General features: G+C 74.3%; 19 protein-coding genes. 15 read left to right on the top strand and 4 right to left on the bottom strand.

Annotation, left to right across the window (positions count from 1 at the left end; translation table 11 throughout):
- Positions 1–10 precede the first annotated feature (10 nt).
- Complete coding sequence (locus tag BM093_RS05680; RefSeq protein ID WP_177238287.1) at positions 11–664, top strand: GOLPH3/VPS74 family protein; 654 nt, start codon at positions 11–13, stop codon at positions 662–664.
- Between the two features lie 150 nt (positions 665–814).
- On the opposite strand, the gene BM093_RS05675 is transcribed toward BM093_RS05680, so the two are convergent.
- Positions 815–2,677 carry a primary-amine oxidase gene (locus BM093_RS05675; RefSeq protein ID WP_093338262.1) on the bottom strand — a complete coding sequence of 621 codons (1,863 nt, stop codon included), beginning with the start codon at positions 2,675–2,677 and terminating at the stop codon, positions 815–817.
- A gap of 255 nt (positions 2,678–2,932) precedes the next feature.
- Here BM093_RS05675 and BM093_RS05670 point away from each other — a divergent pair, with 255 nt between their 5' ends.
- Positions 2,933–3,718, top strand: coding sequence for a tetratricopeptide repeat protein (locus BM093_RS05670; RefSeq protein WP_093338259.1), 786 nt, complete (start codon positions 2,933–2,935; stop codon positions 3,716–3,718).
- A 16-nt stretch (positions 3,719–3,734) separates the two neighbouring features.
- Here the strand turns inward: BM093_RS05670 and BM093_RS05665 are convergent, their stop codons facing one another.
- On the bottom strand, positions 3,735–4,358 hold the full coding sequence (locus BM093_RS05665) for a TetR/AcrR family transcriptional regulator (protein WP_093338257.1): 624 nt from the start codon (positions 4,356–4,358) through the stop codon (positions 3,735–3,737).
- A 133-nt stretch (positions 4,359–4,491) separates the two neighbouring features.
- Here BM093_RS05665 and BM093_RS05660 point away from each other — a divergent pair, with 133 nt between their 5' ends.
- From BM093_RS05660 to BM093_RS05605, 12 genes are all read left to right on the top strand, one after another.
- Positions 4,492–5,652 carry an acyl-CoA dehydrogenase family protein gene (locus BM093_RS05660; RefSeq protein ID WP_093338254.1) on the top strand — a complete coding sequence of 387 codons (1,161 nt, stop codon included), beginning with the start codon at positions 4,492–4,494 and terminating at the stop codon, positions 5,650–5,652.
- A 76-nt stretch (positions 5,653–5,728) separates the two neighbouring features.
- Complete coding sequence (locus tag BM093_RS05655; protein WP_093338251.1) at positions 5,729–6,466, top strand: SDR family NAD(P)-dependent oxidoreductase; 738 nt, start codon at positions 5,729–5,731, stop codon at positions 6,464–6,466.
- 4 nt (positions 6,467–6,470) lie between these two features.
- Positions 6,471–7,655, top strand: coding sequence for an acyl-CoA dehydrogenase family protein (locus tag BM093_RS05650; RefSeq protein ID WP_093338247.1), 1,185 nt, complete (start codon positions 6,471–6,473; stop codon positions 7,653–7,655).
- Between the two features lie 42 nt (positions 7,656–7,697).
- Entirely contained in the window at positions 7,698–9,347 is a 1,650-nt protein-coding gene (locus BM093_RS05645; RefSeq protein WP_093338243.1) for a class I adenylate-forming enzyme family protein, read from the top strand.
- Positions 9,344–10,165, top strand: coding sequence for an enoyl-CoA hydratase/isomerase family protein (locus tag BM093_RS05640; RefSeq protein WP_245773328.1), 822 nt, complete (start codon positions 9,344–9,346; stop codon positions 10,163–10,165). The genes BM093_RS05645 and BM093_RS05640 overlap by 4 nt, the downstream gene beginning before the upstream one ends.
- Positions 10,166–10,283: 118 nt before the next feature.
- The gene (locus BM093_RS05635; protein ID WP_093338240.1) at positions 10,284–12,101 is read left to right on the top strand and encodes a C69 family dipeptidase; all 1,818 of its coding nucleotides are present in this window, start codon (positions 10,284–10,286) and stop codon (positions 12,099–12,101) included.
- A 92-nt stretch (positions 12,102–12,193) separates the two neighbouring features.
- Positions 12,194–15,073 (top strand): FAD-binding and (Fe-S)-binding domain-containing protein, encoded by a 2,880-nt coding sequence (locus BM093_RS05630; RefSeq protein WP_245773327.1) that lies wholly within the window; start codon positions 12,194–12,196, stop codon positions 15,071–15,073.
- Between the two features lie 184 nt (positions 15,074–15,257).
- Positions 15,258–15,656, top strand: a complete 399-nt coding sequence (locus BM093_RS05625; RefSeq protein ID WP_143105269.1) for a hypothetical protein — start codon at positions 15,258–15,260, stop codon at positions 15,654–15,656.
- Between the two features lie 92 nt (positions 15,657–15,748).
- Positions 15,749–17,290, top strand: a complete 1,542-nt coding sequence (locus BM093_RS05620; RefSeq protein WP_093338235.1) for a CoA-acylating methylmalonate-semialdehyde dehydrogenase — start codon at positions 15,749–15,751, stop codon at positions 17,288–17,290.
- 75 nt (positions 17,291–17,365) lie between these two features.
- Entirely contained in the window at positions 17,366–18,055 is a 690-nt protein-coding gene (locus BM093_RS05615) for a response regulator transcription factor (protein ID WP_093338232.1), read from the top strand.
- Positions 18,052–19,314 carry a sensor histidine kinase gene (locus BM093_RS05610; protein ID WP_093338229.1) on the top strand — a complete coding sequence of 421 codons (1,263 nt, stop codon included), beginning with the start codon at positions 18,052–18,054 and terminating at the stop codon, positions 19,312–19,314. Before BM093_RS05615 ends, BM093_RS05610 begins: the two co-directional genes overlap by 4 nt.
- A gap of 84 nt (positions 19,315–19,398) precedes the next feature.
- Positions 19,399–19,818, top strand: coding sequence for a hypothetical protein (locus BM093_RS05605; protein WP_093338226.1), 420 nt, complete (start codon positions 19,399–19,401; stop codon positions 19,816–19,818).
- On the opposite strand, the gene BM093_RS05600 is transcribed toward BM093_RS05605, so the two are convergent.
- Complete coding sequence (locus BM093_RS05600) at positions 19,793–21,847, bottom strand: beta-galactosidase (protein WP_093338223.1); 2,055 nt, start codon at positions 21,845–21,847, stop codon at positions 19,793–19,795. The genes BM093_RS05605 and BM093_RS05600 overlap by 26 nt on opposite strands.
- A 183-nt stretch (positions 21,848–22,030) precedes the next feature.
- Between BM093_RS05600 and BM093_RS05595 the strand changes: the two genes are divergently transcribed.
- Positions 22,031–22,819 carry a hypothetical protein gene (locus tag BM093_RS05595; RefSeq protein ID WP_143105268.1) on the top strand — a complete coding sequence of 263 codons (789 nt, stop codon included), beginning with the start codon at positions 22,031–22,033 and terminating at the stop codon, positions 22,817–22,819.
- Between the two features lie 192 nt (positions 22,820–23,011).
- On the opposite strand, the gene BM093_RS37070 is transcribed toward BM093_RS05595, so the two are convergent.
- Positions 23,012–24,199, bottom strand: coding sequence for an MEDS domain-containing protein (locus tag BM093_RS37070; protein WP_245773326.1), 1,188 nt, complete (start codon positions 24,197–24,199; stop codon positions 23,012–23,014).
- Between the last annotated feature and the right edge of the window lie 164 nt (positions 24,200–24,363).

Raw genomic sequence — 24,363 nt, 5'->3', positions numbered from 1 at the left:
GGGTAGTCGCGTGGAGCAGGGCGCACTCGCGAACGGCTTGTTCCTGATCGCCTACGACGAGGCGGCCGGCCGATCCGGCCTGGCACCCGACCTGCTCGCGTGCGGCCTGGTCGGCGCCCAGATCGCCGATCTCGCGGTTTCGGGGGCGCTGCGCATCGACCCGGAGCACCGGGTCGTGGCCACCCGGTCGGGCACACCCGGGCCCGGCTGCGGTGAGGCCGCGACGCTCGTCCTCGACAGCGTCGCGCACGAGTCCCGGGCACACCCGGTCCGCGCGTGGATCGACGCGCTCGGCGGGCCGCTGCTGGAGGCGGTCCGGAACGATCTCGTACAGCGCGGAGTCCTGGCGGTGACGACCGAGCGGGGACTGCTCGGCCGTCGCCGGACGAAGCTGGCCGTCACGGACTCCGCCGCCGCGCACGCCCCGGGACTCACGCTCCGCAGCATGATCCGGCACCCCGCCACGTTCACCCTGCACGGCGCGGTCACCCTCGTGGTGCTCTCCGCGCTCGGGGTGGAGCGGCTGCTCGAGCCCGAGATCGACCGGGCGACCGCGCGCGAGCTGGCACGCGACGCCGTCGACCACCTCCCCGAGTCGATCGCCCGGCTCCGCGCGGGACTGGCCGAGACCGCCGCGGCCACGAGCGTCGCCGTCCGGCGCTGACCTGCCGCCACGGCCCGCAGCACGGCGCCCGTGCCGCCGAGAGCGCCGCACCGCCCGGCACCGCGACCCCGACGCCGCCCCCAGGGGCACCCTCGGGGCACCCGGCGCCACCAGGGTGCCCCTCGGGGCACGACGCAGTGCGGTGCGGACTCAGTGCCCGGGTGGCACGTCCAGGGTCGGGTTCCGGTCGAAGAACCCCGAGGGCGCGAGTCGGAACCCGCAGGACGCGGTGGGCATCACGGGCCAGTCCTCGGGGCGCGGGAAGTGGGTCACCCCGAAGGTGTGCCACAGGGTGATCTCGGTGCCGTCCAGATCGCGGTCCTCCGCGACCCACTCGGGTAGCCCGGCGTGCCCCGCGTGCTGGTTGACCAGCTCCCCCGCCGGGTAGCGCCGGGCGGGGTCGTAGGCGGTGACCCACAGGTGCCGGGTCGCGAACGCGGCCCGGGCGGTGATCGAGGCGGAGTCGTCGGCGAGCAGCGTCGGGCCGTCCTCGGGCTCCAGGACGTACGCGGTCGGCTCACCCAGCCGGTTGCGCCGTTGCGCCGACGACACCCGCCACACCCGGCCGTCCTTCATGGACGCCATCCGCCCACCATCACGTTCGGACCCGATCCGGGTGACGGAGCGTTCGAAGGCGTTGCCGTACGGGTTCTCCGCCGAGACCGGCAGCCGGCGCACGTCGAGCTCGTCGACCCGCCCCTCGGCGCCGTCGACGGTGAGGTCGAGCCGGGCGCAGAACAGGTGCTGGTGGTACGGAGCGCCGAGCCCGGGCGCGACCTGGCTCGCCCAGCGGGAGCCGCGTTCGTCGTAGGCGCCGGTGAACACGACGCCGGTCGAGCGCACGTCGAGCTCGACCGCACCGTCCTGGTGCAGGTGCCAGTAGAAGCCGTAGTCGTAGTTCCCGATCGTCGCGAAGAACGAGACCACCAGGCGACGGCGGCGGCGCACGGCCTGCTTGCCGGTGAAGACGTCGGTGTGCTTCCAGAGGACGCCGTCGTCCTCCTCGTGCAGGCAGATCGCGTTGCGGATGGTGCGCGGCCGGGCGTCCGGGTCGGCGACGACGGCGTCGAAGTAGTGGATCTCGCCGACGCAGTCGCAGCCGAGCTCGAGCGAGTTGGCCTGCTGGCCGAGCAGGTACTCGCCGGCGTCGAAGTAGTTCTGCCAGAACCGCACCGGCCCGGGGTCGGCGTAGGGCACGACCATCTCCGCGACCGACACCCGGTGCGCGACCGGACGATCCATGATGGACAGCTGGTGCAGGACGAGCCCCTCCCGCGGGTCGAACCCGACCCGGAACCGCCAGCCCTCCCACTCGACGACGTCGTCGCCGGACACGGTGAAGCTCGGCCCCTCGGGCTGGGTGACGTGCAGCGGCGTGCGGCTCTGCCGGTACGGCCCCTCGCCGAAGTTGCCCTCCTCCTCGGGCACCGGCACGACGCCGGTGTCGATCAGCTCGACGACCGTGCGCTCCAGCAGGTCCACATAGGCCACGACACCGTCGACCGGGTGCGCCCACGGGCTGTCGTCCGGGCGGTGCTGCAGGAACGACAACACCCGCAACATCCGGCGGCCCTTCTCCCCCGGCAGATCGAACGAGCCGGCCGAGAGCGGGCAGGCGGCGACGAGCGAGACGTCGTCGATCCCGCGCCGCGCCATCGCCTCCCGCCATCCGGGGTCGGCCTTGACGATGGCGTCGACGCCCTCCATCTCCTCACCGGTGATCGGCGGCTGACCGTCGGCGGCCGGGTCGTGCTCGATCCGCTCGTCGATCGCGGCCCGGCTGAGCGAGGCGAGCACGGTCCGCGAGGTGCCGGTCGCCGGGTCCAGCAGGACCGCACGGACCCTGCGGTCCACCGAGTCACCGTCGCGGTGCGCCGCGACCTCGGCGCGCCGCGGCTCCTCGAGTGCCAGCACGGGCACGCGCACGCCGGGGCCGAGCAGGTCGTGCTCGGCCAGCAGGGCGCGCGCGGCGTCGATCTCGTCGGCGGTCAGCCGGGACAGCGGGTGGGTCATCGGGCCTCTCCTGACGTACCGGTGGGGCGCCGACGATGCCACGGTGTGCCCGCACCGCCCGCGCACCCCGGCCGATCTCGACAGGCTGTCCCCATTCGGCGACACTGCGTAACGAGTTAGGGTGGCCTACGCCTCGAAAGCCGATCAGGGTCTCCCCCAATGGACCCGGTCCGAGTACGTTGAGTGGCAGTTCACTGGGCTGACCGGGTGATTACAGAGCGTGTGGACACCCGCGTGACGAGACACGGAGTGACCATGAGTGACAGCGTCTTCGCCGGCTCGCCGTTCCTCCGGGAGAGCGCGGCAGTCGATCACCGCGCCGCCGGGGCGCGGGCGGGTCTGCGTGCCCGTCACGACCGTGCCGCGACCGACGTCCGGGCGGCCGGCCGCTCGGACGACGACGACGCGCTGCTCGACGCGACCCGGCGCCTCGAACGCGTGCTGGCCGCCGCCCGCCGCGACCTCGGTCCGGCCGACCCCGACACGCTCGTCGTCGAGGGCAGCCTGGCCGTGGCCTATCTCCTCGGCGACGACGAGACCCGCGGCCTCGGCCTGGCCGCCCGCAACCACGCCGCCCGTGAGCGGGCGTTCGGCCCCGACCACCCGGTCACCCTGGCCGCCGCCGACGCCCTCGCCGCCGCCCACCGGATCACCGGACGGCCGGAGGAGGCCGTCACCCGGCACGAGGACGTGCTCCCGCGGCGCCGCCGGGTGCTCGGCGACGTGCACCCCTGCACCGTCGCCTCCCGGGCCGCGCTCGCGATGGCCCGGGCCGAGACCGGCGACCTGAACGGTGCCGCCCGCCTGCTGACGTCCACCTTGGACAGTGCCGACCGGCACCTCGGCGCGACGCACCCGGTCACGGCGGACGTGCGGGAGCTGGTCGCCGAGTGCCTGGACGCGCAGCGCCGTGAGGAGCTGGCCGCCCAGGCCGAGGCGCAGGCCGACGAGACGACCCTGCTGCCCCGGATCCCGGGCCGGCGCGAGGCCGCCCGGACGTTCTTCGACCGCCCGTCCGGGCCCCTGCCGCTCGTCTCCTGAACCCCGCCCCGGGCGGTCAACCGGGTGCGACCAGCTTCATCAGCGTGTCGGTGAGCTCGTCGAGCGCGCGCTCCCGCGCCCGGCCCCGCAGGGCCCCGCACCACTCCGGTGCCTGGCTCATCGAGGCGTGCATGCACTGCAACGTCGCGTCCGCGCTCAGCACCGCGAAGTCCCCGGCCGCCAGACCCTCCTCCAGCACGGCGCGGAACACCCGGTCGTGCCGCCGGCGCAGCTCCTTGATCCTCGTGCGCTGCGCGTCGGGCCAGGTACTGGGGACCAGGAACAGCCGTAGCGCGGCCGGGTACTCCCGCACCGCGATCGCCACGTGCTCGCGGACAAGGGCCCGCAGCCGCTGCCCCGGCGTGCCCTCCTGCCCGGCCGGGAGCCGCTCGAGCCGCGAGCTCCAGTCGTCACCGAGGGTCTCGATCGCCGCGGTGATCAGTTCGTCCTTGCCGGGGAAGTAGTAGTACAGCGACCCCTTGGTGACGTCGAGGCGCTCCGCGACGTCCTCCAGGCTCACCGCCTCGTACCCGCGCTCGCCGACCAGCTCGGCCGCGGTCGTGAGGATCTGCCGGATCCGCTTGTCCCGCTTGCGTTGAACCCGCCCCACCGGCTCGGTCCCCGCGTCTGTCCAGGTCACCGGAGCACCTCCTCCGCACAGTGTCGCACCACCGTGGCCGACGTCGACCCCACGGTGAAGTATTGACTACGAAGTCAAACTTTGCCAACGTGGTCAGCATCGACACGGCGACCGGGACAGGAAGGAGGGCGACGTGGACCTCGCCCCCAGCGACGCCCAGCGCGAGTACCGCGACCGGGCGAGCAGGTTCGCCGCGACGGAGCTGCTGCCCGGCTACCGGCAGCGGGAGGCGGCGGGCCGGATCGAGCCCGACCTCCGCCGTGAGATGGGCCGGCTGGGCCTGATCGCCCCGCAGCTGCCCGCGGACCTCGGTGGCGGCGGGACCGACCGCCTCACCACCGGGCTGGTCGTCGAGGAGATCGGCCGCGGCGACATCAACGTCGGCTACCTCGTCGTCGTCGGCGCGCTGACCGGGCAGATCCTGGCCGCGAACGCGGTCCCCGAGCTCGCCCGGCACTGGGTGCCGCGGATCTGCTCCGGCGAGGAGATCGTCGGGATCGGGCTCACCGAACCGCACGCCGGGTCCGACGCCGGCGTGCCGCGCCTGACCGCGACCCGCGACGGCTCCTCCGAGGACGCCGACTGGGTCCTCGACGGGGTCAAGTCGCTCTCGTTCGCCGCCGACGCCTCGGCGGTCGTCGTTTTCGCCCGCACCGGCGGGTCCACCGAGCGCGGCCGCGGCATCAGCGCCTTCCTCGTCCCGCTCGACCGCCCTGGCGTCACCATCGAGTCCTATCCGGACATGGGGACCCGCGCGGTCGGCCGGGGGGCGGCCCACCTCGACGGGGTCCGGATCCCGGCCGACCACCTGCTCGGCCCGGAGGGACAGGGATTCGGCCAGGTCATGGCCGGGTTCGACTTCTCCCGCGCGCTGATCGGGCTGCAGTGCATCGGGTGTGCACAGCAGACCGTCGACGAGACGTGGGACCACGTGTCCACACGGGAGGCCTTCGACCGGCCGCTCTCGGTCAACCAGGGCGTCTCGTTCCCGCTCGCGGAGGCCGACACGCTGCTCGCCGCCGCCCGCGCGCTCTGCCACCGGGCGCTGTGGCTCGCCGACGCCGGTGAGCCGCACACGAGCGAGGCGGCGATGTGCAAGTGGTTCGCCCCGAAGACCGCCTACGACCAGATCAACCAGTGCCTGCTGCTGCACGGCCAGTACGGCTACCGTGCCGAGCTCCCGATCGAGCAGCGCCTGCGCGACGTGCTCGGCCTGCAGATCGGCGACGGAACCGCCCAGATCATGAAGCTCGTCATCGCCCGCCGCCGGCTGGGCCGCGAGCTCGCCCCGTGAGAGCAGGGCCCGAGCAGGCCCTGCGCCGGCCATGAGCACCGCCGACCCCCGACCGAAGGAGAACCCCGTGGGCAGGATGGACGACAGGACCGTGATCGTGACCGGCGCCGGGCGCGGCATCGGCCGGGCGATCGCCGAGCGGCTGGCCGCGGAGGGCGCCTCGGTCGCGGTCACCGACGTCGACGGCTCGACCGCGTCGAGCACCGCGGCCGAGATCGGCGGCACGGCCGTCGGGATCGAGGCCGACGTCACCGACCCGGCATCGGTGCGGGCCATGGTGGACCGGGTCCGCGAGACGTTCGGCCGGATCGACGTGCTGGTGAACAACGCCGGCTGGGACAAGGTCGGCCCGTTCGTCGACTCCGACCCGGCCGACTGGGACCGGATCATCCAGATCAACCTCTACGGCGTCCTGCACACCTCGCAGGCCGTGGTGCCGGTGATGATCGAGCAGGGCGGGGGCACCGTGGTGAACCTCGCCTCGGACGCCGGCCGGGTCGGATCGTCGGGCGAGGCCGTCTACTCCGCCGCCAAGGGCGGGATCATCTCGTTCACCAAGACCCTGGCCCGCGAGGTCGCCCGCAACGGGATCAACGCCAACTGCGTGTGCCCCGGCCCCACCGACACCGCGCTGTTCGCCTCGGTCGTCGAGGGCAACGACAAGCTGCGCGACGCGCTGGTCAAGGCCATCCCGTTCCGCCGGCTCGCGCAGCCGGAGGACCTGGCGTCCACCGTCGCGTTCTTCGCCTCGCCCGACGCCTCCTACCTCACCGGGCAGACCGTCAGCGTCAGCGGCGGCCTGTCGATGGTCTGATCCCGTGACCACCGACGACACCGACTACTACCTGATCGACGCCGACCTGTCGGCCGGGGTGCGCGCGCTGCGCGACCGCGTCCGCGGGTTCGTCGACACCGAGGTCCTGCCGGTGATCGACGACTACTGGGACCGGGCGGACTTCCCGTTCGCTCTGATCCCGGGGCTGGCCGAGCTGGGCGTCGCGGGGTACTCGGCGAAGGGCCCCGGCTGCCCGGAGCTGAGCCCGCTCGAGACCGGCATCGTGATCCGCGAGCTGGCCCGCGGCGACGGCAGCGTCACCACGTTCATGGGTGTCCAGTCCGGACTGGCGATGGGCACGATCGCGCTGCTCGGCGACGACGAGCAGAAGCAACGCTGGCTGCCCTCGATGGCGGCACTCGAGCGGATCGGCGCGTTCGCGCTCACCGAGCCCGAGCACGGGTCCGACGCGGTGCGGCTCGAGACCACCGCCCGCCGCGACGGCGGGGACTGGGTGCTCGACGGTGCCAAGCGCTGGATCGGCAACGCGAGCTTCGCCGACGTCGTCGTGGTGTGGGCCCGCGACACCGCCGACGGGCGGGTGGGCGCGTTCGTCGTCGAGAAGGACCCCGAGCACGGCCACCCGGAGGGCTACTCCGCCGAGCTGATCACCGGCAAGATCGGCAAGCGGGCGGTGTGGCAGCCCGACGTCACGCTCGACGGGGTGCGGGTGCCCGCGGCGAACCGGCTGCCCGGCGCGCGCTCGTTCCACGACGCCTCCCGGGTGCTGGCCACCACCCGCGGCGGTGCCGCGTGGGAGTCGCTCGGGCACGCGATGGCCGCGTTCGAGACCGCGCTGGCCTACACCGCACGCCGGGAACAGTTCGGCCGCCCGATCGCCGGATACCAGCTCGTCCAGCGCACGCTGGCCGGGATGCTCGCCGAGGTCGTCACCATGCAGCTGTGGTGCGTCCGCATGGCGGAGCTCCAGGAGCGCGGCGAGTGGACCGGCCCGATGGCGTCGCTGGCGAAGATGCACCACGCCCGCCGGGCCCGGCAGGTCTGCCTGGACGCGCGGGACCTGCTCGGCGGCAACGGTCTGCTGATCGAGCACCAGGTGGCGCGCCACCTCACCGACATGGAGGTGGTGCACACCTACGAGGGCACCGACCATGTCCAGTCCCTGATCGTCGGCCGGGACCTCACCGGCCTGTCGGCGTTTTCCTGAGCCGTTTCACCCCAGCCGAGCTGCCTCGACGAGGAGGAGCCGATGTACACCTACGACCCCACACCGTTCCGGGAGTGGTTCGAGCGGGACTTCACCTACCTGGCCGGGTTCCGGCGCACGGTGCGCCGCTTCGGCCGCCGGACCGCGCTGATCGACCCGGTCACCGGCACCCACGAGACCTACGCCGAGCTGGCGGACCGGGTCGACGCGCTGGCCCGCGGGCTCGCGGGGGCGGGCGTCGGCGCCGGTGACGTGGTCACCTACCAGCTGTTCAACTCCCCCGACTTCGCCCGGCTCTACCTGGCCACCCAGGCCGTCGGTGCGGTCGGCTCACCGATCAACTTCCGGCTGGCCGCCGGGGAGATCGCGCACGTGCTCGACGACAGCGTCCCGCGGGTGTTCGTCTACGACACCGAGCTGACCGGGGCCGTGCGCGACGCGCTGGAGCTCGCGACGCACCGGCCGTCGCTGCTGGTGGCCTGCGGTGACGGCGATCCGCTGCCCGGCGCGGTCCGGATCGCCGAGCTGGAGCAGGCCGGTGACCCGCTGCCGGCGCCGGGCCGGACCACCTACGACGAGACGACCCGGCTCTACACCTCCGGCACCACCGGCATGCCCAAGGGCGTCCCGCTGAACAGCCTGGTCGAGGTGTTCAGCGCGCACGACGTGATCATGCACTTCCCGCTCGGGCCGGAGGACCGGACGCTGAACATGACGCCGTGGTTCCACCGCGGCGGGCTCTACTCCGCCGGCCCGAACCCCGTGTTCTACGTCGGTGCGGGCCTGGTCCCGCTGCGGGCGTTCGACCCGCACCGGGTGCTGGACCTGGTCGGCGAGCACGGCCTGACCTACCTGATCGGCGCACCGACCAACCTCGAGATGCTGGCCCGCGCCCAGGCCGACCGGCCGCGGGACCTGTCGTCGCTGCGCGGCATCGTGACCATGGGTGCCCCGCTGGAACGCGAGGCCTGCCTGCGCTACCAGGAGATCCTCACCCCGCGGATCTTCAACGGCTACGGCACCACCGAGACGTTCTGGAACACGTTCCTGCGCCCCGACGACCTGCCCGCCCACGCCGGGACGACCGGCCGGGCCTGCACCGACGACGACGTCCGGGTGGTGCGCATCGACGACACCGGGCACGCCGATCCGGAGGCGATGGTGGACCGGGACGGCCACGAGGTCGGCGAGGTCGTGGTCCGCTCACCCAAGGGCGGCTACGCCTACGTCGGCGACGTGTACCCCGGCAAGTTCGCCGGCGGCTGGGTCCGGCTCGGTGACCTCGCGACCTGGGACGCCGACGAGTTCGTCACGATCGTCGGCCGCAAGGACGACATGCTCGTCACCGGCGGGGAGAACGTGCACCCGGTGCAGGTCGAGGAAGCGCTCAACCAGCACCCGGGCGTCGCGGACTCGCTCGTCGTCGGCGTCCCGGACGAGCGGTGGGGGCGGCGCGTGGTGGCCTACGTCGTGCCTGCCGACCCGGCCCTGACCGCCGCCGACTGCGACGCGCACTGCCGCGCGCACCCGATGCTCGCTGACTTCAAGCGGCCCCGCGGCTACCGGTTCGTCGACTCCCTGCCCCTCACCGCCACCGGTAAGAAGATCCACTACAAGGCGGCCGCCCAGGCGGAGGACGACGACGCCCGCGGCCTGTTCGAACCCGCGACCTCCGAAGGAGCCCAGCGATGACCAGCACCACGACGACCCTGAACCCGGACGACTACTCCCAGCTGCTGTTCGAGCGCCGCGACGACGGCGTCCTGCTGATCACGATCAACAACCCGGACAAGTACAACGCCACCGACGAGCAGCTGCACGGCGAGCTGGCCCGGGTGTGGAACGACGTGTCGCGGGACGAGCAGACCCGGGTCGCGGTGATCACCGGCGCCGGGAAGGCGTTCTCGGCGGGTGGCGACCTCGGCATGGTCGAGCGGCTGGCCGGCGACCACGAGCGCGTCTCGCACATGCTCACCGAGATGTCGGACCTGGTCTACAACATCATCAACTGCGAGAAGCCGGTCGTCTCCGCGATCAACGGCGTGGCCGTCGGGGCCGGTGTGGTGGTCGCGCTGCTGGCCGACATCGCGATCTGCGCCGAGGACGCGAAGCTCGGCGACGGGCACGTCAAGCTCGGGGTCTCCGCGGGCGACCACGCCGCGATCATCTGGCCGCTGCTGGCCGGGATGGCCAAGGCCCGCTACTACCTGCTCACCGGTGAGATGGTCACCGGCGCCGAGGCCGAGCGCCTCGGCATGGTCGCCAAGGCGCTGCCCCGCGACCAGGTCCTCGACGAGTCGCTGCGGGTGGCGCAGGTGCTGGCCACCGGCTCACAGCAGGCCATCCGGCTCACCAAGCGCTCGCTGAACAACTGGCTGCGCAGCGCCGGACCGACCTTCGACGCCTCCGCGGCCTACGAGATGCTCTGCTTCATGGGGCCCGACGTCGTCGAGGGCGCCGCCGCCCTGCGCGAGAAGCGGGCACCGAAGTTCCCCTCCGCACAGAGCTGATCCCTGATCGCCGGTGGTGGAGCGCCGCGCACGGCAGGCAGGCGTGCGCAGCGCTCCACGAGGCGTGATCACCGCCCGGGCGCTACGGTCCGGCCCCGGGCGACGGGACGGGGGCGGTATGCGGCGGAGGACGGCGACGGCCGGGGTGCTGGGTCTGTTGCTGGCACTGGTCTCGGTGGCCCCGGCACAGGCCGCCGAGGCGCCGCGGCCGCCCGGCCCCACGCCGCCCGACAAGAGTTTCGCCGTCTACATCGGAGCGAACCACACCGCCGACGGCCACCCGTTCCTCGGCGGGTTCGGGCACGAGCCGTCCAGCCACTGGGTCGACGTCGTCCCCCGCAGGCAGCACCCGCCCGGGGCGACGATGCCGGTCGGCGCGACCGCGGAGGCGGAGCTCCCGGGCGAGCTGACCCGGATCCCGCAGGCGCCCGAGACGGCCCGCTACCTCACCTCGCACTACTCCGAGTTCGTCGGGTTCCCGGCCCCGCTGACCAACGGCGGCCTCAACGAGCACGGCGTCGCCGCCCGCGACGTCTGGTCGGACTCGCGGCCCGAGCTGGTCGAACAGACCCCGGCCCCGCAGCGCGGCCCGACCTACAGCGACCTGTCCCGGATCGCGATGGAACGCGCCCACACCGCCCGGGAGGCGGTCGAGATCGTCGGCGGCCTCATCGACCGGTACGGCTACACCACCTACGGCGGCAACTCGCACCTGTTCGCCGACGCGCACGAGGGCTGGGTCCTGGTCGAGATGGCCGGCGGCCAGGGCCTGTGGGCCGCCGAACGTCTCGGGCCCGACGACGTCCGCGTGTCCTACCCCGGCTACATCGGCGAGTTCCCCACCACCCCGGACGCCGACCACCTCTCCTCGCCGAACCTGGTGAGCTACGCGGCCGAGCGCGGCTGGTGGCGGCCCGGCACCCCGTTCGACGTGCAGCAGGTCTACGGCACGCCGTTCCCCGGCCGTCCGGTGCCGGTGGGTGGCGTCGCCGACCCGGCGGACCCCTCGCCCTACCGGCACCCGCCGTCGCTGGAGGAGGAGTTCCGCCGGCTGGCGCCGGTCACCCTGCAGGACGTGCAGCGGATCGTGCGCGACCCGCGCTGGTCCGACGACCGCAGCGGCTACGGGCAGGTCGCCGAGCTGGCCGACGACGTCCCCGACCCGGGCCTGCGCACTCTGTGGCTGGCCGTGACCGCGGCCGCCACGGCGCCGTACGTCCCGTTCCACATCGGCACCACCGAGGTGCCCGTGGAGTACCGCCAGCACCGCTACCTCACCCACGACTCCGCGGCCGAGTACCTGGACCCGCAGTTCGCCGAGCAGGAGGCCACCGAGTACGCGACGCAGACGTTCAAGCGCCTGATGTACGCCACGTGCGCGCGGCCCGAGCAGTACCTGGGCACGGTGACCGCGGCGTTCGAGGGGTTCGAGGCCGCGGCGGTGCAGGAACTGCCGGACGTGCAGCGCCGGGCCGCCGAGCGCTACGCCGCGGGCGACCCGGCCGGAGCGGAGCGGGAGCTCACCGCGGCGACGGCCCGCTGGGCCACCGACGGGCTCGCGCTCGGCAACCACCTGCTCGACGACGTGCTCGCCCGCAGCCGGGCCGACGGCGGCCTGCGCGAGCCGGAGGTGGCGGTCCCGCCCGGGGAGACCGTGGGCGCGCAGAGCCGGAGCATGACGCTGCGCAGCGAGGAGTCCGCCCGCGACCGGGTCAACTGTGACCTCGGCGGTGGCTGGGCCGACGGCGGCACCCTGGCGCGCAAGGGCGACTACGGCGACCCGGCCGACGTGCCCGACCACCGCGGCGGCACCGGCGGGCTCCCGGCCTGGGCGGTGGTCGCGGCCGCGGCCGGTGGCCTGGTCGTCGGCGGTGCGGTCGTCGGGGGTGCGGTCGGGTGGACCGCCCGGCGGCGGGGTGGCAAGTCCGGCAGCTGAATCGGGCGCCTCAACCTGACACACCCGGTCGGCAGCGCCCGGGGTGCCCGGCATGGTGGGATCGGGTCGAACCACATGCGAGGAGCCCGGTCGTGAGCAGCACCCTGAACATCAGCACCGTGAGCAGCAGTGCCGGCGACGGCCGGCCGGTCCCCGACCTGGGTGCGACGCTGGCGGCGGCGGTGCGCCCGGAGGCGGTGCGGACCCGGGCGATCGACCGGTTGGGGATGGCGCACGACGCGTCGCACTTCGCCCGGACGCCGCAGGCGGTGGTGACCGCGGCCGGTGGTGCGGACGTCGCCCGGCTGTTCGCGGCCTCGGCCGCGGCCGGTGTGCCGCTGACGTTCCGGTCCGGGGGCACGAGCCTGTCCGGGCAGGCGGTGACCGACGGGATCCTGGTCGATGTCCGGCGTCACTTCCGCGGCATCGAGATCCTCGACGACGGCGCGCGGGTGCGGGTCGGGCCGGGTGCGACGGTGCGGGCGGTGAACGCCCGCTTGGCCCGGCACGGCCGGATGCTGGGCCCGGACCCGGCCAGCGAGGTCGCCTGCACCCTCGGCGGGGTGGTGGCCAACAACTCCTCCGGCATGGCCTGCGGCACCGCCGCGAACAGCTACGCCCTGCTCGACTCCCTCGAGCTCGTCCTGCCCTCGGGCACCACACTCGACACCGGCCGCCCGGGCGCCGACGACGAGCTGCGGGCCCGCGAACCCGCACTGTGGGCCGGGCTGGCCCGCATCCGGGACCGGCTGCGCACCGACCCGGCCCTGCGCGCGAGCATCGAACGGCAGTTCTCGCTGAAGAACACGATGGGTTACGGGCTCAACTCGTTCCTCGACCACGACCGCCCCGCCGACATCCTCGCCCGCCTGCTGGTCGGTTCCGAGGGCACGCTGGCGTTCATCACCTCGATCACGATGCGCACCGTGCCGGTCCTGGCCCACACCCGTACCGGCCTGCTGATCTTCGACAGCCTCGCCGCGGCCAACCGCGCGCTGCCCGAGCTCGTCGACTCCGACCCGGCCACGATCGAGCTGCTCGACGCCACCTCGCTGCGGGTCGGGCAGGCCGACGCCGACGCCGACCCGCGGCTGCGCGCCCTGAGCGTCGACGCCCACGCCGCGCTGCTGGTGGAGTACCGCGGCCACACCGCCGCCGAGGCCGACGAACGGGCCGGGGCCGCGTCCGGGCTGCTGGCCCGCCTACCCCTGCAGGGCCCGCGCGAGCTCTCCGCGGACCCGGTGGCCAAGGCCGGGCTGTGGAAGCTGCGCAAGGGCCTCTACGCCAAGGTCGCCGAGGCCCGCCCGTCGGGCACCGCGGCACTGCTGGAGGACATCGCGGTCCCGGTGCCGGACCTGCTGGCCACCTGCGAGGGCCTGATCGGCCTGTTCGACCGGCACGGCTACGACCACGCCGTGATCTTCGGCCACGCCAAGGACGGCAACGTCCACTTCATGCTCACCGAGCACCTCGGCGACACCGGCGGCGACACCAGCGGCCGGGACCGCTTCGGCCGGTTCACCGACGACATGGTCGACCTCGTCCTGCGCCACGGCGGCACGCTCAAGGCCGAGCACGGCACCGGCCGGATGATGACCCCGTTCGTGCGCCGCCAGTACGGCGACGACCTCTACCAGGTCATGACCGAGATCAAACACCTGTGCGACCCGCACGGGCTGCTCTCGCCCGGGGTGATCCTCGACGACGACCCGGGCGCGCACCTGTCCGACCTCAAGTCCGCCCCCACCGTCGAGTCCGAGGTGGACCGCTGCGTCGAGTGCGGGTTCTGCGAACCGGTCTGCCCCAGCCGCGACCTGACCACCACCCCACGCCAGCGCATCGTGCTGCGCCGCGAACTGGAGAAAGCCCGCGCCGCGGGCGACCACGCCCTGGTCGCCGAGCTCGAGGCCGACTACACCTACGACGGCGTCGACACCTGCGCCGTCGACGGCATGTGCGGCACCGCCTGCCCGGTCACGATCAACACCGGCGACCTGATCCGGCGGCTGCGCGCCGAACACCCGCAACCGGCCGCCGCGAAGGGCTGGACCTTCGCCGCGAAGCACTGGAACGCCACCACCCGCCTGGCCGGCACCGCCCTGACCGTGGCCCGCAAGGTCCCCGGTGCCGCGCCCGCCTCCACGGCGCTGCGCAGGATCGTCGGCGCCGAACAGGTACCGCAGTGGTCGCCCGACCTGCCCCCCGGCGGCACCCACCGCGTCCCCGCCGGGCTGGTCTCCGAACGCGGCGCGGACGCCGAGCTGGTGCTGTTCTCCTCCTGCACCGGCACCATGTTCGGCACCACCGGCGAACCCGGCCCGGGCGCGGCGCAGGCGTTCGTGCGGCTCTGCCACCGCGCCGGCGTCCGCGCCACCGCCCCCACCGACCTGCCCGCACTGTGCTGCGGCACACCCTGGAAATCCAAGGGTTACGCCGACGGCGCCACCACCATGGCCCACCAGGTACTGCCCGCGCTCTGGACCGCCACCCGGCACGGCACGATCCCGGTCGTCACCGACGCCTCCTCCTGCACCGAGGGCCTACGCGTGATGATCGCCGCCGGCCCCGCGCAGTACCACGACATCGAGGTCCTCGACGCCGTGTCCTACACCGCCGACCACCTCCTGCCCGAGATCACCGTCCACCAGCGACTCGACCGGCTCGTGCTCCACCCCACCTGCTCGGCCACCCAACTCGGCCTCACCGAACCCCTGCACCGCCTCGCCGCCGCCGTCGCCACCGACGTCGTCGTCCCCGACTCCTGGAACTGCTGCGGCTTCGCCGGCGACCGCGGCCTGCTCCACCCCGAACTCACCGCCTCGGCCACCGCACTCCAGGCCTGGGAGATCGCCGGCATCGACGCCGACGCCCACGCCTCCTGCAACCGCACCTGCGAGATCGGCATGACCCGCGCCACCGGCCGCGACTACGTCCACGTGCTGGAACTGCTCGAGCGCGCCACCCGCGCCTGACCGTCACCGACCCGGCGTCACGAGCCACCCGATGCGGTGACGCAATCCGGCAGACTTCACGCTCCGACGCGATTCACAGGGTGCTTTTTCGATTCAGCACTTGTTTCGACCGCCGTCCTCCGGGAAAGAATGTCCCGGACGCGCACTTCCGAGGGGGTGGTGCGCCGCGGAAGGAGCCGGGGACGTGACCGTTGTGAGCACCGGGACGCCGACGAGCACCGTGATGGCCGTCGTCCGCGTCGAGGCCCCGGCCGGGGTCGACGCACCCACGGTGGAGGCCGAACTGACCCGGGCCCTGCACGAGCACCAGAAGCGGCCGATGAGCGTCGAGCTGTCGCTGGCCGACGGCACCGGACCGTGGCCGCGCCGGGGCCCGGCCCGCTACGCGTTCGTCGCCGTGCTCACCCTCGCCGGGCGCACCGTGCCGGAGCGGCTGGCCCGCAAGGTCGAGAAGACCGCCCGGAAGGCGATCGAGCGCCGGTTCGGCCGGCCCGCCGGCGCCCAGGTGCGCACCGACATGACCGACGCCGAGGCGGGCGCCTACTGGTACAGCCTGCGCGGCACCCCGCACCGCCAGGCCTGACCGCCGCGGCCGGGCTCCGGTGCGACGAAGACCGCACCGTGCCGCGGGCCACGACCCTCCTCCCGGCGCGGACGAGCTGGTAGGACGGCGACATGACCAGCACGCTCCGCACCCCGGCCGCCGCGGGCGACGGCACCGTCCCGACCCTGCACCACTGGGCGGGCGGTGCGCCCCTCGAGGGCACCTCGGGACGCTTCTCCGACGTCACCGACCCGGCCACCGGCGCCGTCACCGCACGCCTGCCACTGGCCGCCGACGACGAGGCCGCCACGGTCGTCGCCGCCGCGCAGGCCGCCTTCCCCGGCTGGCGCGACACCAGCCTGAGCCGGCGCACCCAGGTCCTGTTCGCGTTCCGGGAGCTGCTCAACGCCCGCGCCGGCGAGCTCGCGGAACTCATCACCGCCGAGCACGGCAAGGTGACATCCGACGCCGCCGGCGAGGTCGCCCGCGGCCAGGAGGTCGTCGAGTTCGCCTGCGGCATGCCGCACCTGCTCAAGGGCTCGGCCACCGAGAACGCCTCCACCGGCGTCGACGTCCACTCCGTGCGCCAGCCCCTCGGCGTCACCGGCATCATCAGCCCGTTCAACTTCCCGGCGATGGTGCCGATGTGGTTCTTCCCGATCGCGATCGCCGCCGGCAACACCGTCGTGCTCAAGCCCTCGGAGAAGGTCCCCTCCGCCGCCCTGTGGATCGCCGAGCTCTGGCGCGAGGCCGGCCTGCCCGACGGCGTGTTCAACGTCCTGCACGGCGACCGGACCGCCGTCGACCACCTGCTGACCAGTCCCGACGTGGCCTCGATCAGCTTCGTCGGCTCCACCCCGATCGCCCGGTACGTCTACGAGACCGCCACCGCGCACGGCAAGCGCGTGCAGGCACTCGGCGGCGCGAAGAACCACATGGTCGTCCTGCCCGACGCCGACCTCGACCTCGCCGCCGACCAGGCGGTCAACGCCGGCTTCGGCTCCGCCGGCGAACGCTGCATGGCCGTCTCGGCGCTGGTGGCCGTCGGCGACATCGCCGACACCCTCGTCGACAAGATCGCCGAACGCGCCCGCGGGCTGCGCACCGGCGACGGCCGCCGCTCCTGCGACATGGGCCCCCTGGTCACCGCGGCCGCCCGGGACCGCGTCACCGGCTACATCGACGCCGGCGAGGCCGAGGGCGCCACCGTCGTCGTCGACGGCCGCACCGCCACCTACGACGCCGCCCCCGCCCCGGACACCGACGGCGGCTTCTTCGTCGGCCCCACCCTGCTCGACCACGTCCGCACCGACCAGACCGTCTACACCGACGAGATCTTCGGCCCGGTCCTCTCGGTGCTCCGCGTCGACACCTACGAGCAGGCCGTCGAGCTGGTCAACGCCAACCCCTACGGCAACGGCACCGCGCTGTTCACCAACGACGGCGGCGCCGCCCGCCGGTTCCAGAACGAGGTCGAGGTCGGCATGATCGGCATCAACGTGCCCGTCCCCGTGCCCATGGCCTACTACAGCTTCGGCGGCTGGAAGAACTCGCTGTTCGGCGACACCCACGCCCACGGCACCGAGGGCGTCCACTTCTTCACCCGCGCCAAGGTCGTCACCACCCGCTGGCTCGACCCCAGCCACGGCGGCCTCGATCTCAGTCGCCTGTGAGTGGAAACCGCGGCCCGGACCGCGGTTTCCACTCACGGGGCCGGAGGCCCATACTGCCGCCGGGGGGCCACACCGATGAACGCACGGATCCTGCTGGTCGAGGACGACCACACGATCGGTGACGTCCTGCTGGGCAGCCTCACCGGCCACGGCTACACCGCGACCTGGGAACGCAGCGGTGACGCCGCGCTCGCCGCGGCCGGGCACACCGCGTTCGACCTGGTGCTGCTCGACCTGGGCCTGCCCGACCTCGACGGGGTCGAGGTCTGCCGTCGGCTGCGGGTGCTGCGCCCAGACGCGGTCGTCGTCATCCTCACCGCCCGGACCGCGGAGATGGACGTCGTGCTGGGCCTCGAGGCGGGCGCCGACGACTACCTCACCAAGCCGGTGCGGCTCGCCGAGCTGCTCGCCCGGGTCCGCGCGCACCTGCGCCGGGCCGGCGGCGAGCGCCCGGACGACGTGTTCGAGATCGGCGACCTGCGCGTGGACACCGGCGCGCGGCGCGCGTCGGTGTCCGGCCACGAGGTGGAGCTGCGCGCCCGGGAGTTCGAGCTGCTCGCCCGGCTGGCCCGCGAACCCGGCACGGCGCTGAGCCGCGAGGTGCTGATGGCCGACGTGTGGGACGAGCACTGGTTCGGCTCGACGAAGACCCTCGACGTGCACGTGGCCGCCGTCCGCAGGCGCCTGGCCGGGCACCCGGCCGGCCGGGTCCCGGTGATCACGACCCTGCGCGGGCACGGCTACCGGCTCGAGCTGCCGCCGTGAGGGTCCGGATCATCCGGCTCGCGTTGGTCGCCGCGTCGGTCGCGCTGGTGCTGTTCGGCGGGCCGCTCGCCGTCGCTCTGGGCCAGTACGCGTTCACCGAGGAGCGCACCGCGATGCAGCGGATCGCCGACTTCGCCGCCCGCTCGGTCTACGAGGACCTCGACCACGACCACGTGCCCCGGCGGCTGCCTGCCGGGCGGGACCGCACGACCACGGTCGCCGTCTACGACGAGGACGCCGAGCTGCTCGCCGGGGACGGCCCCCCGATCGGCGACACCGAGGTCGAGCGGGTGCTGCAACGCGGACTCGGCCACGCGCCCTCGGGTGAGCTCGTCGTCGTGGCCCCGGTCCGGGACGGGACCGACGTCATCGGCGTGATCCGGGTGGCGAGCTCGCCCACCACCGTGCTCGCCGGGCTCCTGCCGCTGTGGCTGGGGATGCTGGCGCTGGCCGGGCTGGTGCTGCTCGCGGTGTGGTTCCTCGCCCGGCGGCTGGCCGAGCGGCTGTCGCGCCCGCTTCAGGAGCTGGCCCACGACGCCGGCCGGCTCGGCGAGGGCGACTTCGGGGTGCGGCCGGCACCGACCGGGATGCACGAGGTCGACCGGGTCGGGGCCGCGCTCGGCGGCACGGCGGAACGGCTGGACGACCTGCTGGCCCGCGAGCGGGCCTTCTCGGCGGAGGCCTCGCACCAGCTGCGGACCCCGCTCGCCGGGCTGCGGCTGCGGCTGGAGTTCGCACTGGACACCCCCGGCGGACCGGGCCGGACGACCGTCACCGACGGGCTCGCCTCGATCGACCGGCTGGAACGCACGATCGACGAGCTGCTCCTGCTCGCCCGCGAGCGGCGGCGCGGCGCGGTCCCGGTCGACGTCGGCCGGCTGCTCGCCGAGGCCGAGGCCGAGTGGACCGAACGCCTCGCCCGCGACGACCGCCGCTTCCACACCTCCCGCCAGCCGGACCTGCCCGACCCGCCGGCCTCGGCCGCGGCCGTGCGCCAGATCGTCGGGGTGCTGCTGGACAACGCGTGGCAGCACGGCGCGGGGACGGTGACGCTCGCGGCCCGCGAGGCCGGGCCGGACGCCGTCGCGCTCGACGTCACCGACGAGGGCGGCGGTCTCGCCCCCGAGGACCTCGCCGGGTCCCGGGACGGGCTCGGCGTCGCACTGGCCCGCCGGCTCGCCGAGGCCGAGGGCGGGCGTTTGACCGCCGGCCGGGCGCCATCGGTGGTGACGCTGCTGCTGCCGCTGGACCCGGCGTGAGCGTTTACCGAACGCTTACCTTCGTCTGGGTCCGCGCTGGGCCGCGCTCCCCTACCGTTCCCGGTGAGGGAACGGAGGCGCACCATGACCGCTGCGGCACACGACACCACGTCCGAGCTGGCCCGCGACCTGGTCTTCCTCGCCGTCGCCGGTGACGACGAGCTGGCCGCGCTCGGCTTCGGCTACGCCACCGTCCGGGTGACCGCCGGGGACGCACCGGACCCGCTGCCCACCGGCACGCTCGAGCTGCACTGGTCCACACCGGAGCCCACGACCTGGGGCCGGCGTCGCCAGCGGGTCTGCCTGTCCGTGACCGGGCACCGCCCGGCCGATCTCGTCACGGCCGCGCTCGGGCGGGCGGGCGCCGTCCTGCGCTCGCTCCCGCTCCCCTGCGTGCCGATCGTGGCGATCACCCCGTCGGACCCGCTGGTACAGCTCCGGGTGGGCGGACGGGTGATCACGACCGGCTTCGAGGTGCTCACCCGCGCCGACCCGCGCGGCTGACACCGTCCTCGGCGAGGACGGTCACCCCGCGTCCGGGCAGGACCTCCGACGGCAGCCCGGCGAGTGCGTCGACCGCGCCGAGCGAGGCCAGGTCGACCGGCGCGTCACCGCGGTTGACCAGGAACCGGTACCCGTCCCGGCGGACCAGCTCGACCCGACCGGCCAGCTCGCCGGGAAGTTCGGGCACGACCCCGGCCGCGTCGAGCAGCCGGCGCAGCAGCGGGCCGCGTCCCGCGATCCGGGTGGACACATAGGACGCCGATCCGGTCCCGACCGGGCGGCGGGTGACGGCCGGGAGTCCGGTCAGGTCGGCGGCAGCGGCGGCGGACCCCTCGCCGGTGTAGCGGACGAGCACCTCCACCGACGGGTCGACCAGGTCGACCGGCTCGGTCCACACGTCGGCGACGGAGCCGTCGTCGAGGGTGACGGTGCCGCCCGGCTCCAGCGGCGCGAACTCCTCCACCCGGACCCCGAGCAGCTCCCGCAACGCACCGGGATGGCCGCCGAGGACGGCGTGCGCGTGCTCGTCGACGATCCCGGACCACCAGGTCGTGATCAGGTGGCCGCCCGCGTCGACGAACGCGGCCAGCTCCGCGGCCCGGTCCGGGCCGACGACGTGCAGCATCGGGGCGACGACGACCTCGTAGCCGGCAAGATCGGCCCCGGCCGGGATCACGTCGGCCCGGACCCCCACGTCGAGGAACGCGCGGTACCAGCCGAGCGCCTCGTCGCGGTAGCGCACCTGGTCGCTCGGGGTGAACGGCTGCTCGGCGGCCCACCAGGACGGCCAGTCGAACAGCACCGCGGCGCGCGCCGGGACCCGCCGTGAGCCCGCGACCGCGGCCAGGTCGTGCAGCCGCTGCCCGAGCGCGACCACGTCACGGAACGTCCGCGAGTCCGGGCCGGCGTGCGGCACCATCGCCGAGTGGAACTTCTCCGCGCCCGCCGCGGACTGGCGCCACTGGAAGTAGCAGATCGCGTCGGCGCCGTGGGCGAGGTGGGTGAGGGCGTCGCGGTGCGTCTCCCCCGCCCGCTTCGGCCGGTTGACGGCCTGCCAGTTCACCGCCGACGTCGAGTGCTCCATCAGCCACCAGGGCTCGCCCCCGGCGAGGTTCCCGGTGAGGTTCGCCGAGAACGACAGTTCGTCGCGGGCCTGCGGGCCGGGCACGACGTAGTGGTCGGTGGCGACGATGTCGATCTCCGCGGCCCAGGAGGCGTAGTCCATCCCCTTCGTCTCGTTCATGACCATGAAGTTCGTGGTCACCGGGACGTCCGGGGTCAGCTCGCGCAGCACCGCGACCTCGGCACGCAGGTGCTCGCGCAGGGCGTCGGAGCAGAACCGGTCGAAGTCGAGCCGCTGCCCGGGGTTCGGGTGCGTCCCCGGCGGGACCCGCCGCGGCGTGCGGATCTCGTCCCAGTCGCCGTGGTACTGGGACCAGAACGACGTGCCCCAGGCCCGGTTCAGCGCATCGAGGTCACCGCCGTAGCGCTCGCGCAGCCAGTCGCGGAACGCGGCCTCGGCGCCGGGCGAGTGGTCCTCGGCGTTGTGGCAGCCGAGCTCGTTGGACACGTGCCAGGCCGCCAGCGCGGGGTGCTCGCCGTAGCGGCCGGCCATCGTCCGGACCAGCTCCAGCGCGTGGCGGCGGAAGACCGGGGAGGTCGGACGCCAGTGCTGCCGCCCGCCCGGACCGAGCGTCCGGCCGTCGGCGTCGACCGGGAGGATCTCCGGGTGCCGGTGGTGCAGCCACGGCGGCGGGGAGGCCGTCGCGGTGGCGAGGTCGACGGCGATCCCGCCGTCGTGCAGCAGGTCCAGCACCTCGTCGAGCCAGCCGAACTCCCACCGGTCCGGGGCGGGCTGCAGCCGTGCCCAGGAGAAGACCCCGACGGTCGCGACCGTCACGCCCGCCTCGCGCATCAGCGCGATGTCGGCGGCCCGGACCTCGGGCTCCCACTGCTCGGGGTTGTAGTCGGCCCCGAACTCGATCCGGGGGTGCGCAGCGCCGGGCGTGCGGCGGAGCCAGCGGGCCATCGGCGATCCTCTCGTTCGGTTGTGTTCGATGATGCGCGAACGTGTGCGCCGGGTCGAGCGACGCCCAGGTGGGGTCACGTCCGGCGCCGATGTCCCGCGATGCCCGGAACCCGCCGGATGTCCGGACGTTCGCCCAGGTAGGGGGCCCGAGGTGACGCGGATCAACTGACGTACGGTGCGGCCATGGCTACCGAGACGACCCGAGAGACGGACACCACCCCGGACGGGACGGAGGCGGCCGGCGACGGTCGCACGGACACGGGTTCGACCACGACGGCCACCGCTGGTACAGCCACCACCGAGACAGCCACCACCGGGACAGCCGGCACCGAGACGGGGACCGCGACCACCGGGTCGACAGCCGCCACCGACAGCACCGACTCCGCTGACTCCACCGGGTCGACCGACCCGGCCACCACCGCCCCCGCCACCACGGACTCGGCTGCCACCGACGCGTCGGGCACCGGCACGACCGCCGACCGGGACACCGCCGGCACGGTCGCGAGCGAGCAGGGCACCGGCGACCGTGCGGCCGCGGCCGGACAGGCCGCCCGCCCCTCGACCGGCGCGCTGGCCGGCGGCGGCGCCGTCGTCAGCGCCGGGCTCGGCCTGGCCTCGCTCACCGGCACCTCGCTCACCGACATGCTGCGCGACCGCCAGCAGCTGATCGGCCAGATCGAGGCCGCCACCGGGATGCCCGGTGACCAGATCCAGTCCTTCTACGGCGCCCCGTGGCACACCGCGGCCATGGTCAACGGCGTGGTCGCGCTGATCGCCGTCGTCGTCGGCGCCGTGCTGATGCTCGGTGCGGCGCGCAAGCCCGGTGCACCCGCGTGGGCCCGGCCGGTCGCCCTCGGCGGCGTCGTGCTCGGGGTGCTCGGGCTGCTCGTCTCCGGCGGGATGTACCTCGACCTGTTCGCGGCGCAGCCGGCGCTGCCCGCCATGCCGGCGTTCCCGGGCATGGGCGGCTGACACCGTCCGCAGCTCCCGGTCCGCCCCGGCACGCATCGGGGCGGCCCGGGTCGGCTGGTGTGTCAACCGGCCCGGGCCTCGGCCGGGAGCGCTCCCGGGCGCGCCCGCACCGGCCTGCCGCCTCCGTAGGGCCCGGCCGGGTACGACGATCCCACCGGCCCACCGGCGGCCCGCAGCGCGCCGGAGACCGGCTCACCGGTCCGTGCGGCCCCCGAGCCGGCCCCGGGTCCGGGCGACGGCGTCGAGCACGAGGCGCCGGGCCGGTCCGTCCGCCGCACCGGCGAGCTCGGCGACCAGCTCGCGCGCCACCTCGCGCAGCTTGACGTTGGTGTCCTGGGAGACCGAGACCAGCAGCGCGAACGCCTCGTCGTCGTCGACACCCAGCATCGCGACCAGCACGCCCTTGGCCTGCTCGATCGCCGGCAGGCTCGCGAGCTGCCGTTCCCGGTGGTGCAGCCGCCGCGCCAGCCCGGGACCGTCCATCATGGACCCGTTTCCGGCGGCGGTGGCCGAGGCCGGTGGTGCGCCGCCGTCCGCGGTGATCACCTCGACGTGTGTCAGGGCACCACGCGCCCACCCGGTCACCGGTGCGCCCGGGTCCAGGCGCAACCGCGTCGGGCCCGGCCGGCCGGCGTGACCGACGTAGGCGTCGAGGTCGGCCAGCACCTGCGGCTCGCGCACCTCCAGCCGGCCGGCGTCGACGGTCACCGGACCCTGCGGCGCCCACGGCCACGCCCGCGCCAGCACCGTGGACCACCGCTCCCGCTCCTCGGCACCGACCGTCCCGGCGAGCATCACGGTCGCCGGATCGGTACCCGCGAACAGCCGGAACCCGCCGATGCCGGGCCCGGTCCACGGGTGCAGGCACGCCAGCTCGTCGGCCCCGGCCCCGGCGGCGTCCCGGTCGAACGCACACAGTGCCGAGACCGGCAGCACGGCCATCTTCCGGTCGATGAGGAGCTCGAACTCGGCGAACGCGGCCCGCTGCCGCGGAGTCCGGCTCACCGCACCGGCGTCGACGACGGCGCGGAACCCGCTGTAGCCCGCCTCCAGCGCGTGCTCGGTGGCCCGGACCCGGGTGTCGACCGAGGCCACGGCGTCCACGGTCATGCCGTCGTCGAGGAACTCGTAGAACTCCCACACCGGGGTCACCGTGACGCGTGCGGCGCGTTCGGGCTCCAGGCCCCAGGCCGCCAGGTCCGCCCGCAGCGCGGCACGGTCACCGTCGCCGACGTACTCGACCCACTGCCCCAGCGCCAGCCCGTCGGACAGGTACCCGTGCGCCTGCACGCCGAGATCGGCGCGATCGTCGTAGACCCACCCGAGGTGGCCGAAGGGGACCAGCCCCCGCGCAGAGCTGGCGACACCGTGCCGGCGCATCATCACTCCTCGTCGACGCCGCTGGACCGATCGTCCCCTGTTGTACCCCGTGGCGGGCTCCGGCGCGGCCCCGCACGGCCCGGCCGGCGTCGAGGACCGTGCCGCACGACCGGACGGCACCGCGGCCCCCGCGGGGCATGACGCACCGCGGATCGGGGTAGCCG

The organism is Pseudonocardia ammonioxydans, assembly GCF_900115005.1.
Taxonomy (GTDB): domain Bacteria; phylum Actinomycetota; class Actinomycetes; order Mycobacteriales; family Pseudonocardiaceae; genus Pseudonocardia; species Pseudonocardia ammonioxydans.
The sequence above is the reverse complement of the archived record's forward strand: the minus strand, read 5'-3'. Positions and strand labels throughout refer to the sequence as shown.

Bases quoted from the DNA above. Each gene is read 5' to 3' on its own strand.
- BM093_RS05655 (WP_093338251.1), top strand. From the start codon at position 5,729: ATGGACGACAGGACCGTGATCGTGACCGGCGCCGGGCGCGGCATCGGC.
- BM093_RS05595 (WP_143105268.1), top strand. From the start codon at position 22,031: ATGGCTACCGAGACGACCCGAGAGACGGACACCACCCCGGACGGGACG.
- BM093_RS05605 (WP_093338226.1), top strand. From the start codon at position 19,399: ATGACCGCTGCGGCACACGACACCACGTCCGAGCTGGCCCGCGACCTG.
- BM093_RS05640 (WP_245773328.1), top strand. From the start codon at position 9,344: ATGACCAGCACCACGACGACCCTGAACCCGGACGACTACTCCCAGCTG.
- BM093_RS05645 (WP_093338243.1), top strand. From the start codon at position 7,698: ATGTACACCTACGACCCCACACCGTTCCGGGAGTGGTTCGAGCGGGAC.
- BM093_RS05620 (WP_093338235.1), top strand. From the start codon at position 15,749: ATGACCAGCACGCTCCGCACCCCGGCCGCCGCGGGCGACGGCACCGTC.
- BM093_RS05600 (WP_093338223.1), bottom strand. From the start codon at position 21,847: ATGGCCCGCTGGCTCCGCCGCACGCCCGGCGCTGCGCACCCCCGGATC.
- BM093_RS05615 (WP_093338232.1), top strand. From the start codon at position 17,366: ATGAACGCACGGATCCTGCTGGTCGAGGACGACCACACGATCGGTGAC.
- BM093_RS37070 (WP_245773326.1), bottom strand. From the start codon at position 24,199: ATGCGCCGGCACGGTGTCGCCAGCTCTGCGCGGGGGCTGGTCCCCTTC.
- BM093_RS05635 (WP_093338240.1), top strand. From the start codon at position 10,284: ATGCGGCGGAGGACGGCGACGGCCGGGGTGCTGGGTCTGTTGCTGGCA.
- BM093_RS05675 (WP_093338262.1), bottom strand. From the start codon at position 2,677: ATGACCCACCCGCTGTCCCGGCTGACCGCCGACGAGATCGACGCCGCG.
- BM093_RS05670 (WP_093338259.1), top strand. From the start codon at position 2,933: ATGAGTGACAGCGTCTTCGCCGGCTCGCCGTTCCTCCGGGAGAGCGCG.